The sequence below is a fragment of the Geovibrio thiophilus genome (genome assembly GCF_004087915.1).
GTDB classification, from domain to species: domain Bacteria; phylum Chrysiogenota; class Deferribacteres; order Deferribacterales; family Geovibrionaceae; genus Geovibrio; species Geovibrio thiophilus.
In genome coordinates this window covers 1,549,909-1,567,227 of record NZ_CP035108.1, presented here as the reverse complement: position 1 = coordinate 1,567,227, position 17,319 = coordinate 1,549,909, and the positions used below count along the sequence as shown (strand labels likewise).

Genomic DNA, 17,319 nt, shown 5'->3' with positions numbered 1-17,319 from the left:
TGTGGCTCCTGTTTCAGGTTTACCCCTGAAATAACAATAGAGGCGGGGAGATGCTGAAGAACTCCCCGCTTTTTTACGTCTATATCAATAACATCAAACTGCACATCCTGTCAGTTTGATGTACACGCTCGCGCCGCAGTAAATGCGGCTTCGCTTCGCACGGCGCAGTCCCGTCCTTGGGACTGTTTACGTCTATATCAATAACATCAAACTGTACATCCTGTCAGTTTGATGTACACGCTCGCGCCGCAGTAAATGCGGCTTCGCTTCGCACGGCGCAGTCCCGTCCTTGGGACTGTTTACGTCTATATCAATAACATCAAACTGCACATCCTGTCAGTTTGATGTACACGCTCGCGCCGCAGTAAATGCGGCTTCGCTTCGCACGGCGCGATTCCATCATTGGAATCGCAGGTCTATTTCTTCCCGAGCTCTTCCGAACGTTTCGTAGCTTCTTCTGTTTTGACAATCCAAAATTTGCCATCCATGGAAATTTTGGATACACGCTCGCGCCGCAGTAAATGCGGCTTCGCTTCGCACGGCGCGATTCCATCATTGGAATCGCAGGTCTATTTCTTCCCGAGCTCTTCCGAACGTTTCGTAGCTTCTTCCACTGCATCAATAATAGCCGCGGAGAAGCCGCCTTTCTCAAGCATGTGGACGCCGACAATGGTCGTTCCGCCGGGGGAGGTAACCATATCCTTAAGCGCCATGGGATGCTCACCCGTTTCTAGAACAAGCTTAGCGGAGCCGTAAACAGTCTGAGCAGCAAGCATGCGGGATGTCTCACGGCTTAAGCCCAGCTTCACACCCGCATCGGAAAGAGCCTCAATAAACTTGAAAACATAGGCAGGACCGCTGCCGGAGAGACCCGTCACAGCGTCCATATATTTTTCCTCTATCACAGCCACCTTGCCCACAGAGCAGAAAAGCTTGTCCGCTATCTCAAGCTCCGGCTTTCCGGCGTATTTGCCGGCGCATATGGCGGATGAGCCCTCGCCTACCAGCGCGGGAGTATTTGACATAACCCTGATAACCCGAAGTCCGCTGAGGTAATGCTCAAAAAAATCTGTTTTGACACCTGCGGCAATGGAAATAAGCAGCTTATCTTTCAGAAACTGGCTTATTTCATCCATCACATATTTTGCTACCTGCGGTTTTACACAAATCATTATAATATCGCTCTTTTTAGCGACCGCTATATTATCGGTGGTAATGGTGATATTCAGAGATTTGCTCAAGCCTTCAAACCTTGACGGTTCCGGATCAGATGCCATTATGTTTTCAGGTGGTACAAGACCGGAGTTCACAAGCCCTTTCATTAAGGCAAACGCCATGTTTCCTGCTCCGATAAACCCGATTTTCCTGTTACTTAATGACATCTATCCACTCCTTAATCTCAGCGAACATATCATCCCTGTGCGGGTTTTTTGCACCGCAGAGAGCATGATAGCCGCTGTCATCATTGTCGAAATACACAGCCTTCTTATTTTGGCTGCCTATGCGTCCGAAAAACTCACGTGAAGCCTCAGCGCTGACTACCTTATCCCCCATGTGCTGAAACATGAGGACAGGAATATTTATCTTTTCCGCAAGAGGTTCAGTATATTCAGTGAACATAATCAGCTGATGTACGCCTTCCATGGGATATGTATTATAGAAGAATTTTTGTTCATCCGCTTCAATATTTTTGTGATCATACTTTTTAAAGTGTTTTACATAAGGCACAAAAACCGAGAGCGGATTCTTTATTTTTATGCAAGGAGCAAGGAGAATGAGTCCGTCCGCACCGTTTTTAATCACTGTGTTCAAGGCAATCAGTCCGCCCATGCTCTGACCCGTGACAATTATCTTATCACAATTATTCTTCAGGAGGAAGTAGCCGTATTTCACCGACTCATACCAATCCTCATAGGTAAGCTCATTGAGGTTCTCCGGGTCTGAGCCGTGTCCGGCGACTCTGGCAAGATAAACCGTAAAGCCTTCACTGTGCAGGTACTCAGCCAGAGGAATAAGCTCGTAGGGGGCTCCCGTAAAGCCGTGAATAAGCAGCACGCCGGTCTTACCGCCTTTATAGAATTTGGGGTAATTCTCTTTTTCTGTCACTATCTCTGATTCAGCCCGCTTATAGTCCATTACCTCAAGCTCGTAATCCTGAACCCCTTTGAGATTAACGAACGGCTTGAGAGTGATAAGTTTTGACCTGCCCGCAAAAAACAATCCTGCGGCGGCAAAAAATATAACAAGGATTATGAGCAGCTTCATCTTACCTCAACCTCAAGTATTTCACCGTCAAAACCGTCATAAAGCCTTTTCAGAAAAGGTCCTCTGTCACGGTCGTATCTTGGAGCGAAGTGAAAAAAACGCACTTTTTCAGCGCCGGATCTGGCGTAAATAGTTTTCGCCAGATCAAGGGTGAGGTGCTGCTTATCTATGGCGTGGAGAATGTCCTCCTTCATAAAAACCCCTTCTATGAGAAGAGATTTTGCTCCCTTCGCAAACTCTATGGCTTTCAGGTAGTTGGAGTAGCTGGGCGCTATGTCCGTTACGAAAGTTATATCCTGCGGATAATGTTTTGTAATGAATTTCGCCTCAAGCTCAGAAACAGTCACAGACACAAAACCGTCTGCCGTCTGGACATCTATGGTTTCATCATGCGGGTAGCCGTTCTCAACCTTTTTCTTAAGCTGCCCCACCCATTTGCCCGGACGAAAGCCCGACTTCTCCATGAGCTCTCCGTCCGCAGAGATCAGCGGCTTCTCCTTTATTCGGTAGCCCACAGACGTTACCCTGTGTTCAAAGAATACGAAATCGAATGTGAAGCCCTCTCCCAAATCTATGTCATCATGAAGTATCTCAGAGTAAATGCCTTCAAAGCCGTTCTCAGCCATAAACAGGGCACGTTTGTGAAGCCTTGTCTCGCTGAGTTCTATCACATCAAAATTAATTGCGTAGCTTTTAATCAGGTTCCATGTGTATGAATCCAGCTTACCCCGAACGTTTTTTATTATCCCCGGCGGACCGAAAATCCTGATGGTTTTCTCCGCCATAAGCGAGCCGCGCAGTATGCGGTCGAATCCGTAAAAATGGTCTATGTGAGTGTGGCTTATGAATATATCATAAATGCTCAGTACTTCCTGATTGGTCAGTGAGCCTATTTTGCCGCAGTCCAGCAGAAACGCGTTTTTTTTATATATATTGCGGACAAAAAACGCCGTATCCTCAAACGGGGAGTTTACCTGCACCACGGAAAAGTTATTCTTCATTAATCAGAAACTCCATAATACGCCTTGCGTTGTCCTCTATGCAGCCCGTTGTTTCGACAGACAGATCCGCTCCGGCGTCAACAAATTTATCCTTGTGCTGAAAATATATCTCTTCCCTGCCGTCTGTCACAGCCGTTTTTTTGGCTCTTTCCTTAAAGCGTTCCAAAATAACGGAATCATCAGCGGTGAATAGGATTTTTTTGTCAAAATCCGTGCTCTCTTCCGCCGCTTTAACAAACGCCGGATCGGAGAATGTTCCGTCCAGAACAGTCATTCGCCCTGTTTTCGCCTTTTCTGCGGCTTTTCTGCCTAGGTGAGCATAGACCTCAAGGGATTTTTCACGGATGTAAATGCCCGTCTCCATCTCTATCTTTCTGCTGTCCGTAGGCTGAAGACCACAGAGGAGCTTACGCTCCACGTCTGTGTTATAGTTAGCGGCGGCAAATTTTTCCGAAAACACTTTAGCGTTCTTGGACTTTCCGCAGCCCATATATCCGTAAAACATCAGTGTTTTAGCCTGTTCCATATTTAGAGCGTAGGCAGCGGCGAGATCAATAAGCCTGTCAACACTCTTTTTTGCACCCGCAAAGCCTTCCCATTCCTCACCTTTCTGCGCAAGGAGGAAGCAGGTTACCTTAGCTCGGACAAAAGCCCTGTAGCATTTATAGAAATTAAAAAGCTTTATGCTGTTTTCATCATTATATTTTTCAAAGAAGCCCTCTGCCAGAGCGTCCGACAGATCGGTTCTGCCCAGCTCATCAAGCTCCATGCAGATGAACGCCGCCTCAGACACTACATCATTGTAGCGGAAGCGTTTATTGAACTCAATGCAGTCTATAAGTCCGACCTTGTCTCTTTCAAAAAATACATGCTCGGCACGAAGATCACCGTGTCCGTTGACAACAAAGCCGCTTTTCACTCTTGAGGCGAATATGTCACTATGCTTGTCCAAAAACGCCAGTGTTTCCTTTTTTATGAAATCATAGAATAACTTATCGATGAATCTTCCTGCGAAGCTTTCAGTCTGTGAGAAGTTTTCCCCGCAGTTAAAACGCACCACGGACGCCCCTCCGTTCTCCTCCGCAGAAGCCTCATCAGTATTGATTGACGAAAAGAGATCGGCTATATGCCTGCCTGTTTTGCGCATATCGTCCACTGTTATAAGCCCTTCTTTGACCTTATATGAAAGGAAGCAGTCTTCCGGTATGCGCTTCATGGTCACCACATACTCCAGTGTGTTCTGTGTATTTTCATATTCGGTTATTTCAAAGGATTTTTCCTTGCGGGCGACCTTCAGCACCTCGCCGTAAATCCCCTCACAGAAGCGTCCGTTCAGCTCCTTTTCCAGAAGGCAGTACTGCTTGCGAAGCTTGAGTCTTGAGAAATCCAGAAAACCGAAATTCACGTTCTTTTTGACCTTGTAAACTTTGTCCGCTGTGAGAAAAACATAGGATATATGCGTCTCCACAACCTTTTCAGGCTTGAGGAGATCCTTCATTATCATAACTATCGGCGCTTCCATCACTTTTGCTCCTTTATATTCTGTATGACTTAAGCAGATTCACCTCAGAGGCGTAGGTGCTGCCCTCTCCTATCGGTGTTTCCAGAATGCCCAGCATATGCCCGAATCCGGATTCGTTAACCGCTTTTCTGAAAAATTCTTCGCCTATTTCACCCTTTCCTATCATCGCATGCCTGTCAACTCTGCTTCCCAGAGGTTTTTTGGCATCGTTGAGGTGAAACACCCTTATTTTATCGCCGAATTTTTCAGAAAGAGAGTCAAAAACCGAATCATAATCATTCACAATATCATATCCTGCGCTGAACATGTGACATGAGTCAAGGCATAAACCTATCTTTTCACTGCATGACGCAAGATTTATTATTTCTTCCATATGCTCAAAAGAGCAGCCCACGGATGAACCCTGCCCTGCGGTTATCTCAAGCAGAGTCATGGTTCTGAATCCGTTTTCATGGTAAATTCTGTCCAGAGAGACGGCGATGCGTCTGATTCCGTCTTCAAGTGTTGAACCGGTGAAGGAACCGGGATGAATCACATAATAGGGAATACCGAGTTTCCCGCATCTGGAAAGCTCGTCTGCGCATGCTTTAAGCGATTTGGAGTATATATCTCCGCTGGCGGAGGCAAGGTTGATGAGATATGAGGCGTGGGCGCAGATATTCTCTGTGCCGAAATCTTCCGCCTTCTGTCTGAATTTTTCCGCATCTTTTTCGTTTAGAGGTTTCGACTCCCACCTGCTGGCGTTGCGCACAAAAACCTGAAGAGCCTCGCATCCGTCATGCAAGGCTCTTTCAATGCTTTTATATATTCCGCCTGATATGGACTGGTGCGCGCCAATGCGCATTAAACCTCACCCGTTACATACTTGCGGTAGAGCTCGACTTCGTATTTGGAGCCTATCACAAGAGGCGTTCTCTGATGGATTCCTTCAGGTTTGATGTCAAGGATGTTGTTTATCCCGTCCGTTGCCGCGCCGCCTGCCTGCTCGACAATGTAGGCAAGGGGAGCCGCTTCGTAAAGAAGCCTCAGCTTGCCGTTGGGATTATTGGTGTCGCCCGGGTAAGCGAATACGCCGCCTTTCAGAAGATTGCGGTGGAAATCGGCAACAAGGGAGCCTATGTAGCGTCCCGTATACTGCCTTTCCTTATTGCTGCGAAGTGATTTGACATAGTTCTGAATTTCAGGAGTCCATCTGTCGAAGTTAGCTTCATTAAAGCTGTATATTTTGCCCTTTTCGGGTATTTTGATGTTTTCATGGCTGAGAAGAAACTCACCCACACCCGGATCAAGGGTGAAGCCGCTCACCCCGTTGCCCGCAGTGTATACAAGCATTGTGCTTGAGCCGTAGATAACATAGCCAGAGGCGACAAGGTTTCTGCCGGACTGAAGAAAATCCTCCACAGTGCCCTGATTGCCTTCTGTCACTGCTCTGTACACACCGAAAATTGTTCCGATGCTGATGTTCACATCGATGTTGCTTGAACCGTCCAGCGGATCAAACACCACTACATATTTGCCCTTGGGATATTTATCGGGGATGGGAACAATATCCTCACACTCCTCAGACCCCATGGCGCAGAGCTTGCCTATGTGATCGAGAGCTTCGATCATCTTGGCATTGGAGTACACGTCCAGCTTCTGCTGGTCTTCACCATGAACATTCACGGATTGGGCTTTCCCGAGAATGTTCACTATGCCCGCCTTGTTTACTTCACGGGCTATTATTTTGGAGGCGAAGGCGATCTGTTCTATGATAAATGTAAAGTCACCTGTGGCGTGAGGATATTTTCTCTGCTCCTCAAGCAGATACCTGTTGAGATTAGTCAACCCCTTCTGCATTGCGATGTCTCCCGACCTTAATTTACCGCAGTTCCATCCATGGAACGGTTTTTACCGCAGTAATCTGTGTATATTACTCTGACTGTGTCTAAGTCATATAGCTTTTTGCTATAGTAAAAAATTCACAAAGATTTGTAAAGCTTTAGGATGCTTAAAGAAGTACGCTGAGTGTGGCGGCGCTCTTAAGCTCCTTACTGTAAAGGGATTTATAGAAGTCAGTAAAAAATGAAATAATCTCTGTTTCATTTTCTCTGTTTATTATCAGGTTTTTCATCATCTCGCTGCTAAGGGCGCTCTTCATGAAAAGCATGACTGCGCCCGTAACTTTTACCCCTGCCCTGCGGCAGTTTCCGCAGAAGAACTCACCTCCGAGAACAATCCCCTCGGCGCATTCGGCAGTTCCGCAGCCTGCGCACTCTCTGAAATCCGGCAGCACGCCGTTTTTCTCAAACATATGCCTCACAGTGAAGGAAGCCGCCTTCCGGAAGTTGGTATCATCAATTTTCATAATAAGGCGCATAAGGTATCCGTCCTTTTCTCTTTCCTCGTAGAGAGCGTCCATAACCTCAAAGATAAAATGCAGGCGGATCATTATTTCATGGCTGTTGATGAATCTGTGAAATTCAGGTTTCTGAGTGAAAGCGTAAAAGCGGCTGAGGTCGGATGTTTCCTTCATCTGAAAATCCAGAATACCCGGAAAACAGGTGAGGAGCCCGCCCTTTTTGCTGAAAGCCTTGGGCACAAACAGCTTGATTTTGCCGAAATCCGCAGTGAAAGCCCGCGCGATTGCGGAAGAGTCTGAATATCTGTGGAGTTTATAGATTATGGCGTCTGTTAAGTGCCTGCTCATCCGAAATAGCGAAGAAGAACCGCTGAAACCGAGAAGTATATGGAAAGACCCAAGATGTCGTTAAGCATGCTGATAAAGGGGCTGGAGGCAACCGCAGGGTCAAAATTGAACCTGATCAGCGTAGCGGGAACAAATGTGCCTGAGAAAGTGGCGAGAGTCATAGCAAAAAACATTGCCGTTCCTACCACAAACCCGATGATCGGAGAGCCCGACCATAAAGGGGCAATAAAGACAAGAAGGACGCCTATGGTTATGCCCATTATCATGCCCACCCGCATCTCTTTCAGCATGATGGGAATAATATCCGAAGTGGATATTTTACCCAGAGCCACGCCCCGTATGAGGATTGTGGCGGATTGGCTGCCCGCGTTGCCCGCCATAGCCATGATAATAGGAACAAAGGGAACAAGCATGGCAAAATCCCTTGCATGCCCCTGAAAAAAGGTAAGAACAATACTGGCGACTATTGAGCCCACAAAGGTTACAATGAGCCACGGCAGTCTGACCTTGGCGATTTTCATAGAATTGTTGGCGAAGAGAAGCTCATCATCCGATGAACCGACCATCATATAGAAGTCTTCCGTGGCTTCCTCACGGATGATGTCGATTACGTCGTCAACAGTGATAATACCGGCGAGAACATTAAACTCATCTACAACAGGAACGGCGAGAAGATCATATTTTTCAACCACCTTTGCCACGTCTTCCTGATCCTCATAGGTGGTCACGTGTATTACATCGGTGGTCATTATTTCATAAAGCTTTTTCTCGGGCGGGTTCAGGATAAGCTGACGGAGGGAGATAACGCCCACAAGCCTGTTTTCATCATCCGTAACATAGAGATAGAAAACCATGTCCACATTTTTTGCCCCGTGGAGCGACTTGGTGGCTTCCTTAACAGTGGTCTCCTCGTTCAGAGAAAAATAGCTGGTGTTCATTATTGAACCAGCCGTATATTCTTCGTAGTTAAGGAGCTGTTCCACTTCGCTTATCTGATCGCTGTCACCCATGAAACTGAGAACGGAATCAGATATTTCATCAGGGAGCAGACGCACGACATCCGCCGCGTCGTCACTTTCCATGTGTTCAACTATTCTGGCGATTTTCTCGGGCTTCTGATCGGAAATAACATCAATTACATCGGCTTCGTTCATCTCAGCGATGATTTCCGCCATAAGCTTTTCATCTTTGATGTTGTTCCAGAGTTTTTTTCCGTCTATATCGTTGAGGTTATTGTATATAATTGCAATATCCGCAGGATGCAGCTTGGAAAGCGTTTTCTCAAGTGCGACCTTCGCGTTTCTTCTGATAAGTTTTTTGACGCTTTCTAGTGAAACCTTTAATCTCGGAGTGAGCATCTACCGGAGTCCTTGTATTCTCAAAAATTCATTCTTGTCTGCCCAATCATTACGAATCTTAACCCATAATGCAAGATGAATTTTGACTCCGAAAAATTTCTCCAGATTCATTCTCGCTTTTGTTCCAATCTCTTTGAGGCGTGCGCCCTGCTTGCCGATGACCATTCCCTTGTGGCTTTCACGATCGACAATAATCGACGCGCTTATCTCCATGCGTCCGTCCTCGGTGTCCTCAACGGATTCGGTTTCCACCACTATGCGGTACGGAAGCTCATCCTGAAGCTGCTCGAACACCTGTTCCCTTATGTACTCCGCTATGAGCATCTTTTCGGGAACAGTCGTTATCTCCTCACTGTCAAACATGGGCATGCCCTCAGGCAGATGCTTCACGGCAAGTTCAACAAGAAGGTCAATATTTTTGCCTGTACGTGCGCTTATAGGCACTACCTCGGTAAAATTCAGCACGGGAAACATCTTTTCAGCAAGAAGAAACGCCTTCTCCTTCTTGAATATGTCCAGCTTGTTTATCACGAGAAACTTTGTCGCCTTTGACTCTTCAAGTATCTTCACAAGGTTTCTGAACTCCGGTCCCATATGCTCGTCAGCCTGAACCATAAGGAAGATAATATCCGCCATGTCTATGGAGTCCGCTGCCTGCTGAACCATAAGCCTGTTAAGAGTATCCTTCGCCTTGTGGTAGCCGGGCGTATCGATGAAAACTATCTGGTAGTTCTCGCCTGTCTTTATCCCCTGAATATTGGTTCTTGTCGTCTGGGGTTTGTTGGAGACTATGGCTATCTTCTCACCTATGAGGCTGTTAATCAGTGTGGATTTGCCCACGTTGGGTCTGCCAAGTATGGAGACAAACCCCGCTTTATATATTTCGGACATCAGACCTCCACGTCATCAGCCACAGGAGTATCCTGTATCTTTTTCATCTCTATTCTGCATATTTTTCTGTCCTCAATTTCAAGGACAGTGAGCGTACTGCCGCCGAAAACGTACGAATCACCCTGCTCCGGCACTCTGCCTGCGAGATCGTAAACCAGTCCCGCGAGGGTTTCGTACTTTTCCATTTCTTCGGTTTTTTCAATGCCGAACTCTTCACAGAAGTCGTCAATATCCATCATGGCGTCAAGTATATAAGTATCAGCGTCAGTCTGTTCGACCTCTGTATCGCTCACTTCATCCTGATCATACTCGTCGTAAATATCGCCCACTATCTCCTCAAGCACGTTTTCAAGGGTGAGAAGTCCCGCCACCCCGCCGTACTCGTCCAGAACAATCGCCATATGGTTCCTTGTCTTCTGAAACTCTGTGAGCATATTGTCTATCTTTTTAGTACCGGGAATGAAGTAAGGCGCACGGAGCATGCCGCGGAGGTTGAACTTGCTTACATCCTCTCTCGTGAACACAAGCAGATCCTTGGCGTTGAGAATGCCGATTATCTTATCAATGGTTTCCTCATAAACAGGCAGACGTGAGAACTCGTTCTCCACAACCTTGTTCATTATGCTGTCAAAGTCTTCGTTAACGTTGACGGCTATAATGTCTCTTCGGGGAACCATTATTTCCTTGATGCTCATGTCGCCCAGTTCAAAGATGTTCTGAAGCATCTCCTTCTGACCGTTTTCAAGCACACCTTCCTTCTCGCCCACGTTGATGATGAACTCAAGCTCCTCTTCCGTTATCTGCGGTTTTTTGTCCAGCTTGCCGCCTGAAAGTTTAATCATCGCCACCACAAGTTTATTCATTACATAAGTCGCTGGGAAAAACACTGTATAAAACACTTTCAGAATGCGCATAAGGGCGATAGCCATCGCTTTCGCATTGTGCTTGGCGAAGGTTTTCGGTGTGATTTCGCCGAAGATAAGGATCATCAGCGTCATAACGCCGGTTACAGCGGCGATCTGAGTGTTGCCGAATATCTTCTGCATCATGTCCGCAGCTATTACGGAGGCAAGGATGTTTACGATGTTGTTGCCGATAAGGATTGTGTTAAGAACCTTGTTGGGGTGGTAAATCCAAAGCTCAAGGATTTTCGCCTTCGGGTTTTCTTCGATCATATGTCTGACCTTCATCTCGCTGAGAGAGGTCAGGGCAGTCTCGCTGCCGGAAAAAAAGCCTGAAAGGATAAGACAAACGAATATTGAGACCGACTGAAACAGTATACTGTCAGTTTCCAAAACAATTCACCTCTGATGAGAATATAAATAAATACGCCGCAGAAAAGAGCGCAGTATATCCGTAAGAAAATTTAAGTGCGGTGTTTCCGTCAAAAGGAAACATGGGACTCGGGCAAGGTTCGGAAGGAGGTTTCTTTTTCATGAGCGGATATTAACACAAAAAAAACTGCTGTTCCATACTAAAAATACCTGAAAACAGCGACTTTAAATAATTTGACAATTTCACAAAACCAATCCGTTTTTAATAAGTTTGCGCAGGATTTCCTCCTGCATATCAAACATTTCCTTCTCATCCTCTTCGGAAGTTTCGTGGTCGAACCCCAGAAGATGAAGAAGCCCGTGAATATACAGAAAAGAAAACTCTCTTACAAGAGGAATCTCATTCTCTTCCGCCTGCTTCTTAGCGGTATCCAGAGAAATAACTATATCACCCAGCATTCCGCCGTCATTCAGCGGGTATTCAGCCATGGGGAACGAGAGCACATCCGTTGCGTAATCCTTCTGCCTGTACTGAGAGTTCAGGGTTCGGATCTCGGCATCGTCAGTAATCAGAACGGATATTTCAGCCTCTTCAAACGCAGCTTCGGCGAAGGCGAAAACCTCCATGGAAATCTTCGTCAGAAACTCCTCCGTAAAGCCTCCGGACATTTTATCGGTTAAAAGAACATCTGCCGTCACTTTATTTTTTCTCCTCAAATACTTCGTAAGCCTGAATAATTTTCTGCACCAGAGAATGTCTTACAACATCCTTCTGACTGAATTCCACAAAGCCTATGTCGTCTATCCCTTTCAGTATATCCTTAACAAGTATCAGTCCCGATTTCTTGGAGGAAGGCAGGTCAACCTGAGTTATATCCCCCGTGACAACCGCCTTGGAGCGGAACCCCAGACGGGTGAGGAACATCTTCATCTGCTCGCTTGTGGTGTTCTGCGCTTCGTCCAGAATAATGAACGAGTCATTCAGCGTACGCCCCCGCATGAACGCCAGCGGCGCTACCTCTATTATATTCTTTTCCACCAGAGCCGCAACCTGCTCTATGTTCATCATGCTGTACAGCGCGTCGTACAGAGGACGAAGATACGGGTTTATCTTGTCCGCTATGTCACCGGGCAGAAAGCCGAGATTTTCCCCCGCCTCAACCGCCGGACGGGTGAGGATTATGCGCCCCACCTTCTTCTTCAGAAAAAGATGAACGCCCATCGCCATAGCGAGATACGTTTTTCCCGTTCCTGCCGGACCTATGCCGAAAACAAGATCCTTATCCTTTATAGTCTGTAAATATTCCTTCTGCTTAGGAGATTTGGGCGAAACGCTCTTGATTCTGCCCGACACTTTGATTGATTCAAGGAGGATTCCGCTTACGTCAACCTCCTGATCATCGTCCATCATCCTCAGAGCGTCGCTTACGCCTGTTTCCGTGAACTCGCCCTTCATCGCCATCTCACGCAGATGATCAATCAGGCGGACAGCCCTCATAACATCGGCTCTGGCGCCTTTTATGGTAAATTCATCGCCGATTACCGCTATGCTTACATCAAATGCGGATTTAACCGCCTTAAGGTGCTGATCGCCGCTGCCGAGTATAATAGGTATCAGCGGCTGGTGGATGCTTATAATTTCGGAGTATTCTCTGTTCAAAATTTTATTCCCCTTTCCCGTGCAATTCTTTCTGCGAGGTCAAGTTCTTCCTCTTTTGAGGATATTTCATGATCAAGCTTAGCCCGTTTAATTTCCTTAAGTATTTCTCCGTAAATGCCCGAAGGCGGTATCCCCATCGATTTGAGGTCGTTTCCGTCCACAGACGGCGTCACAAACCTGTAAACAGTGAGGTATTCTTTCAGAAGCCATTCATATTCCTGCCCCAGAACAGCCACGGCGGCGGTAACCGCCTCTGTCTTCATCCCTTCAAAAATCCCTGTTATGGCGGAGGCTTTCACATCTTTCAGACGCCTCACCTGCCAGACGGCATGTTTAAACTTGTAAAAAGTGTCCGCCAGCTCGTCATAAAGCCTGCCGGTGATCTCAAACCTTGAGGCTAGGCGCTTCATCTCCTGCCTGTTCAAATCGGCAAAAAGGATGCAGAAACGGCTTATCCAAAGCTCAAGTTTATCCTCAAACTGAAACGAGTACCACCCGTTAATCTTCTTCAAAACAGCGAATCTGTCCAGCTTGAAATCATCGATCGCCAGTTTTTCATGGAAAAACTTAAGCATATCGTACTTTTTCATCATCAAAAGCGCGTCAACATAGCTGTCTTCGGAGAGGATGTATTTCAGCTCCAGATACATCCTCTGCCCCACCACCCTTTCAAGCAGCTTCAGGGAGACCGCATGCTTCAGGAGTTTCTCCGTATGAGGACCGACAGCAAAACCGTAACGCACGGCAAAACGCACTCCCCGCAGGCATCTGGACGGGTCATCCACAAAGCTCAGGCTGTGCAGAACCCTTATTTTTTTATCAATTATGTCTTTCTGTCCGCCGAAAAAATCCAGCAGCAGTCCGAAATCGTCCCCTGTGAGCTTCACCGCCATGGCGTTTATGCTGAAATCACGCCTGTAGAGGTCGTTGCGTATGGAGGCGTTCTCCACCTCCGGCGCTGAGGCCGGGTTAGTATAGTATTCTGTCCGGGATGTGGCAAAGTCAACACGGAAGCCGTCCCTGAATATAACAACGGCTGTCTTGAATTTGAAATGCTCTGAAACCTTCGCCTTTTTCATGGCGGCAAAACGCTTGGCAAGAGCCGGAGCGTCACCCTCCACGACTATATCAATGTCCATGTTTGTGTTCTGCATGAGAATATCACGCACCACACCACCCACCAGATAAGCATTCAGCCCCATACTCTCAGCCAGTCTGCCTATATCTTCCAGTATCCTGCTTACCCTGTCGGGCAGACATGTTTTGACCAGTGAGCTTATATTTTTCAGTTTCTGAGCCTGCTTACTCTGCTGATGCCTCGGCAGCTTGGTTATCTCCTCGTGCATAAGACGGAGAAGGTCCGTACGGGTAATAACCCCTTTCAGTCTGCCTTCATGAACTACAGGAAGCATTTTCTGATTCAGGGAGAGCATCATCTCCTCCGCCAGATAATAAGGCACATCAGGCTCCACAGTGCGGAACTCTATCTGCATAAGCGAGCGGACAGGTTCTCCGTCAAGCCCGTGCTTGATGCCCTGCAATATGTCACGTCTGGATATAAGCCCCACAGGCAGACCCGCGTTGTCCACCACAGGCATCATATTCAGGTTGTATTTCATGAAAAGATCCATAGCCATCTCAAACGTGCCGGTAATAGGTACGGTTTTCACCGGAGAATTCATTATATCCTTGGCAAGACGCACGGGGTGTATGTTTTCGCTTATCACTATTTTAAGCAGATCAACGCATTCGGTAAGAGTCATCTTCTTTACTATGGCGCTCGCTGCGCTGGAGTGACCGCCGCCGCCGAAACGTTCCATCACAACGGAGCAGTCTATCTCGTCCGCCCTGCTCCGCCCGACAAGCACTATGCGCTCTCCGGCACGGACAGCAACGAACAGCGCGTCCATACTCTCCATGTCCATAATGCGGTGGGCTATGACGGCTATCTCGCCTATGTAGCGGTCTGTGGTTGCGTAGGAGAGCCCCACGGATGCGCCCTGAATATGAAAGACATTCATATTCACAAGCAGTTCGTTCAGAATGAAGATCTGCTCCTTGCTCATGTCACGCTTCACATACTCGCTTATCAGCTCCAAATCCGCTCCGGATTCCAGCAGAAAAGCGCCTGCCAGTATATCCTCTGCGGTGGTGCTGGAGAAGGAGAGCAGCCCCGTGTCCTCATACAGACCCAGCATCATCAAGGTTGCGAGAGGCTTATCAGGCGTGAAGCCTGTTTCCTTCATTTTTCTGATAATGATCGTTACAGTTGAGCCTGTTTCGTCCACATAAGTTTCGTCCGCTTCTATATCCCGCCCGTGGGAGGGGTGGTGATCGTACATTATGATTTTGTCCGCTTTTTTCAGCAGCCACTCAAGAGGAGCGGTTCTTTCCGCCAGCTTGCAGTCGGTGACCACAAGCAGCTCAAGGCTTTTTATTTCCTCAAACTCCTTCTCTTTCAGGCGTATCACAGGGAGAGTCACTTCCTCTTCGTTGAAATAGTCCTCAACGTTAGCCTCAAATGACGTAACCGTCAGCACCGCATCGCACCCGTGCAGAACGCATGCGGCACATGCGCTGGCGAGAGCGTCAAAATCCGGGGTTTTATGGGTTATAACCGCTTTTTTTATATCTTTAAGGAGTTTCATGCAGCAGCACCGGAAACTATTTGAGATCCCTCATTTGTTTTTATTATCCAAAATTTTCCATCCATGGAAATTTCGGATACACGCTCGCGCCTTGCTAGGCAAGGCTTCGCTCCGCACGGCGCGCTCCCTTCCTTGGGAGCGGATGTAACAACAGACGGTGTCATTGCTTGCCTCTGTTTCGGGAAAATCTCGGATGGCAATCATTCATTATATTTCTCGCCTTGTCGGATCCCATTATCCAAAATTTTCCATCCATGGAAATTTCGGATACACGCTCGCGCCTTGCTAGGCAAGGCTTCGCTCCGCACGGCGCGCTCCCTTCCTTGGGAGCGGATGTAACAACAGACGGTGTCATTGCTTGCCTCTGTTTCGGGAAAATCTCGGATGGCAATCATTCATTATATTTCTCGCCTTGTCGGATCCCATTATCCAAAATTTTCCATCCATGGAAATTTCGGATACACGCTCGCGCCTTGCTAGGCAAGGCTTCGCTCCGCACGGCGCGCTCCCTTCCTTGGGAGCGGATGTAACAACAGACGGTGTCATTGCTTGCCTCTGTTTCGGGAAAATCTCGGGTGGCACTCATTCATTATATTTCTCACCTTGTCGGATCCCATTATCCAAAATTTCCCATCCATGGAAATTTCGGATACACGCTCGCGCCTTGCTAGGCAAGGCTTCGCTCCGCACGGCGCGCTCCCTTCCTTGGGAGCGGATGTAACAACAGACGGTGTCATTGCTTGCCTCTGTTTCGGGAAAATCTCGGATGGCACTCATTCATTATATTTCTCGCCTTGTCTGTTGTTACATGGGTATATATCTCGGTTGTGCTTAAGTCGGAGTGACCGAGAAAAAGCTGGATGGTGCGGAGATCCGCTCCGTTGGTAAGCATATGCGTGGCGAATGAGTGGCGGAGAGTGTGAGGGGATACATGTTTCTTTATCCCTGTTTTCTCGCAGTATTTTTTAACCAACATCCAAAAGTATTCCCTGTCAATCTTATTTCCGGTGCGGCTGAGGAACAGGTAGCCATTATCGGATTCCTTCACAAAATATTCCTTCCGCACAGTCAGATAGCTTTCCATTTTCTCTCTTAGGCTTTCATAAAACGGCACGATACGCTGCTTGCTCCCCTTACCGGTTACTTTAAATATTCCTCTTTTCATATCTATGTCATTCAGCTTTATATTCACAAGCTCGCTCACCCTTATGCCGGAGGAGTACATTGTCTCAAGCATTATCTGATCTCTGAAACCCAAATGAGTTGAAACATCAGGAGCTCTCAGCAACTCATCAACCTCAGAGAAATCCAAAAAGGCAGGCAGCTTCTCCCACTTTTTCGGTTTGGTTACCAGAGTAACGGGATTAACCTTCAGTTCCTTTTCTTTTATGAGAAAATCAAAAAAGGTGCTCAGCCCTGAAAGCCGCCGCAAAAGAGTCTCAACAGAGTTGCCTCTTATCCTCAGCTCCGTCATGAAACCTATGACTTCCTTCAGGGAATAAGGATCATCCCTTCCGGCAGTAAACTGATGAAAGTCTTTAACATCATGCACATAGGCTTCCACAGTATTTGAACTTGCCGAGTACTCGTATTTCAGAAACGACTCAAAAGCCTTGGTATGCTTATCTTTCTCCATGATCACTTTTACCATATCAAATACAAAGGAGCAATGAGGCTTTCTCGGCACTGGGATCAAAATAAAAAAAATTTCATTGTTAACTAACCGGACACTCTTTAACCTGACATCAGACTCCTTTCACCATAAAACTGACATATGCGCAATTATGAAATAATCATAAATTGTCATTCAGATCATAGAAAGCATAAAAATTGAACATAATACTAAAATACATAGCACAAGCCAAAATAAAGTTAATATATTAATAATAATATTATTTTATAATTGAATTTTTCTATAATATTAGGCAATACATACTTAATACAATAAGCGTGTAATATTTGTTGTCAAACTATGTTCTTAATATTAAAATCATTGTTATAGTTTTTATCT

At 46.7% G+C, this 17,319-nt stretch carries 14 protein-coding genes; all 14 read right to left on the bottom strand.

From position 1 onward, the window contains the following. Positions 1 to 569 precede the first annotated feature (569 nt). Entirely contained in the window at positions 570 to 1,382 is an 813-nt protein-coding gene (gene proC, locus EP073_RS07430) for a pyrroline-5-carboxylate reductase (RefSeq protein WP_128466523.1), read from the bottom strand. Next, the gene (locus EP073_RS07425; RefSeq protein WP_128466522.1) at positions 1,369 to 2,265 is read right to left on the bottom strand and encodes an alpha/beta hydrolase; all 897 of its coding nucleotides are present in this window, start codon (positions 2,263 to 2,265) and stop codon (positions 1,369 to 1,371) included. The genes proC and EP073_RS07425 overlap by 14 nt, the downstream gene beginning before the upstream one ends. Then, entirely contained in the window at positions 2,262 to 3,266 is a 1,005-nt protein-coding gene (locus EP073_RS07420; RefSeq protein ID WP_128466521.1) for an MBL fold metallo-hydrolase, read from the bottom strand. Before EP073_RS07420 ends, EP073_RS07425 begins: the two co-directional genes overlap by 4 nt. Beyond that, positions 3,256 to 4,788 carry a bifunctional aminoglycoside phosphotransferase/ATP-binding protein gene (locus tag EP073_RS07415; protein ID WP_128466520.1) on the bottom strand — a complete coding sequence of 511 codons (1,533 nt, stop codon included), beginning with the start codon at positions 4,786 to 4,788 and terminating at the stop codon, positions 3,256 to 3,258. The genes EP073_RS07420 and EP073_RS07415 overlap by 11 nt, the downstream gene beginning before the upstream one ends. 13 nt (positions 4,789 to 4,801) lie before the next feature. Further along, the gene (locus EP073_RS07410; protein ID WP_128466519.1) at positions 4,802 to 5,632 is read right to left on the bottom strand and encodes a deoxyribonuclease IV; all 831 of its coding nucleotides are present in this window, start codon (positions 5,630 to 5,632) and stop codon (positions 4,802 to 4,804) included. Then, complete coding sequence (fbp, locus tag EP073_RS07405; protein WP_128466518.1) at positions 5,632 to 6,627, bottom strand: class 1 fructose-bisphosphatase; 996 nt, start codon at positions 6,625 to 6,627, stop codon at positions 5,632 to 5,634. The genes EP073_RS07410 and fbp overlap by 1 nt, the downstream gene beginning before the upstream one ends. A gap of 151 nt (positions 6,628 to 6,778) precedes the next feature. Further along, positions 6,779 to 7,477, bottom strand: a complete 699-nt coding sequence (gene recO, locus EP073_RS07400) for a DNA repair protein RecO (RefSeq protein WP_128466517.1) — start codon at positions 7,475 to 7,477, stop codon at positions 6,779 to 6,781. After that, positions 7,474 to 8,835, bottom strand: coding sequence for a magnesium transporter (gene mgtE, locus EP073_RS07395; RefSeq protein ID WP_128466516.1), 1,362 nt, complete (start codon positions 8,833 to 8,835; stop codon positions 7,474 to 7,476). The genes recO and mgtE overlap by 4 nt, the downstream gene beginning before the upstream one ends. Beyond that, the gene (era, locus tag EP073_RS07390) at positions 8,836 to 9,726 is read right to left on the bottom strand and encodes a GTPase Era (RefSeq protein WP_128466515.1); all 891 of its coding nucleotides are present in this window, start codon (positions 9,724 to 9,726) and stop codon (positions 8,836 to 8,838) included. Then, complete coding sequence (locus EP073_RS07385; protein ID WP_128466514.1) at positions 9,726 to 11,021, bottom strand: hemolysin family protein; 1,296 nt, start codon at positions 11,019 to 11,021, stop codon at positions 9,726 to 9,728. The genes era and EP073_RS07385 overlap by 1 nt, the downstream gene beginning before the upstream one ends. Positions 11,022 to 11,243: 222 nt before the next feature. After that, on the bottom strand, positions 11,244 to 11,699 hold the full coding sequence (gene ybeY, locus EP073_RS07380) for an rRNA maturation RNase YbeY (protein WP_206617450.1): 456 nt from the start codon (positions 11,697 to 11,699) through the stop codon (positions 11,244 to 11,246). 1 nt (position 11,700) lies between these two features. Next, entirely contained in the window at positions 11,701 to 12,660 is a 960-nt protein-coding gene (locus tag EP073_RS07375; protein WP_241653976.1) for a PhoH family protein, read from the bottom strand. Continuing rightward, on the bottom strand, positions 12,657 to 15,308 hold the full coding sequence (locus EP073_RS07370; RefSeq protein ID WP_128466513.1) for a CBS domain-containing protein: 2,652 nt from the start codon (positions 15,306 to 15,308) through the stop codon (positions 12,657 to 12,659). Before EP073_RS07370 ends, EP073_RS07375 begins: the two co-directional genes overlap by 4 nt. A gap of 733 nt (positions 15,309 to 16,041) precedes the next feature. Further along, positions 16,042 to 16,944: a site-specific tyrosine recombinase/integron integrase gene (gene xerA, locus EP073_RS07365; RefSeq protein ID WP_128467790.1), complete on the bottom strand. Its 903-nt coding sequence runs from the start codon at positions 16,942 to 16,944 to the stop codon at positions 16,042 to 16,044. Between the last annotated feature and the right edge of the window lie 375 nt (positions 16,945 to 17,319).

Bases quoted from the DNA above. Each gene is read 5' to 3' on its own strand.
- proC (WP_128466523.1), bottom strand. From the start codon at position 1,382: ATGTCATTAAGTAACAGGAAAATCGGGTTTATCGGAGCAGGAAACATG.
- EP073_RS07420 (WP_128466521.1), bottom strand. From the start codon at position 3,266: ATGAAGAATAACTTTTCCGTGGTGCAGGTAAACTCCCCGTTTGAGGAT.
- EP073_RS07370 (WP_128466513.1), bottom strand. From the start codon at position 15,308: ATGAAACTCCTTAAAGATATAAAAAAAGCGGTTATAACCCATAAAACC.
- era (WP_128466515.1), bottom strand. From the start codon at position 9,726: ATGTCCGAAATATATAAAGCGGGGTTTGTCTCCATACTTGGCAGACCC.
- xerA (WP_128467790.1), bottom strand. From the start codon at position 16,944: ATGGAGAAAGATAAGCATACCAAGGCTTTTGAGTCGTTTCTGAAATAC.
- EP073_RS07410 (WP_128466519.1), bottom strand. From the start codon at position 5,632: ATGCGCATTGGCGCGCACCAGTCCATATCAGGCGGAATATATAAAAGC.
- EP073_RS07425 (WP_128466522.1), bottom strand. From the start codon at position 2,265: ATGAAGCTGCTCATAATCCTTGTTATATTTTTTGCCGCCGCAGGATTG.
- mgtE (WP_128466516.1), bottom strand. From the start codon at position 8,835: ATGCTCACTCCGAGATTAAAGGTTTCACTAGAAAGCGTCAAAAAACTT.
- fbp (WP_128466518.1), bottom strand. From the start codon at position 6,627: ATGCAGAAGGGGTTGACTAATCTCAACAGGTATCTGCTTGAGGAGCAG.
- recO (WP_128466517.1), bottom strand. From the start codon at position 7,477: ATGAGCAGGCACTTAACAGACGCCATAATCTATAAACTCCACAGATAT.
- EP073_RS07415 (WP_128466520.1), bottom strand. From the start codon at position 4,788: ATGGAAGCGCCGATAGTTATGATAATGAAGGATCTCCTCAAGCCTGAA.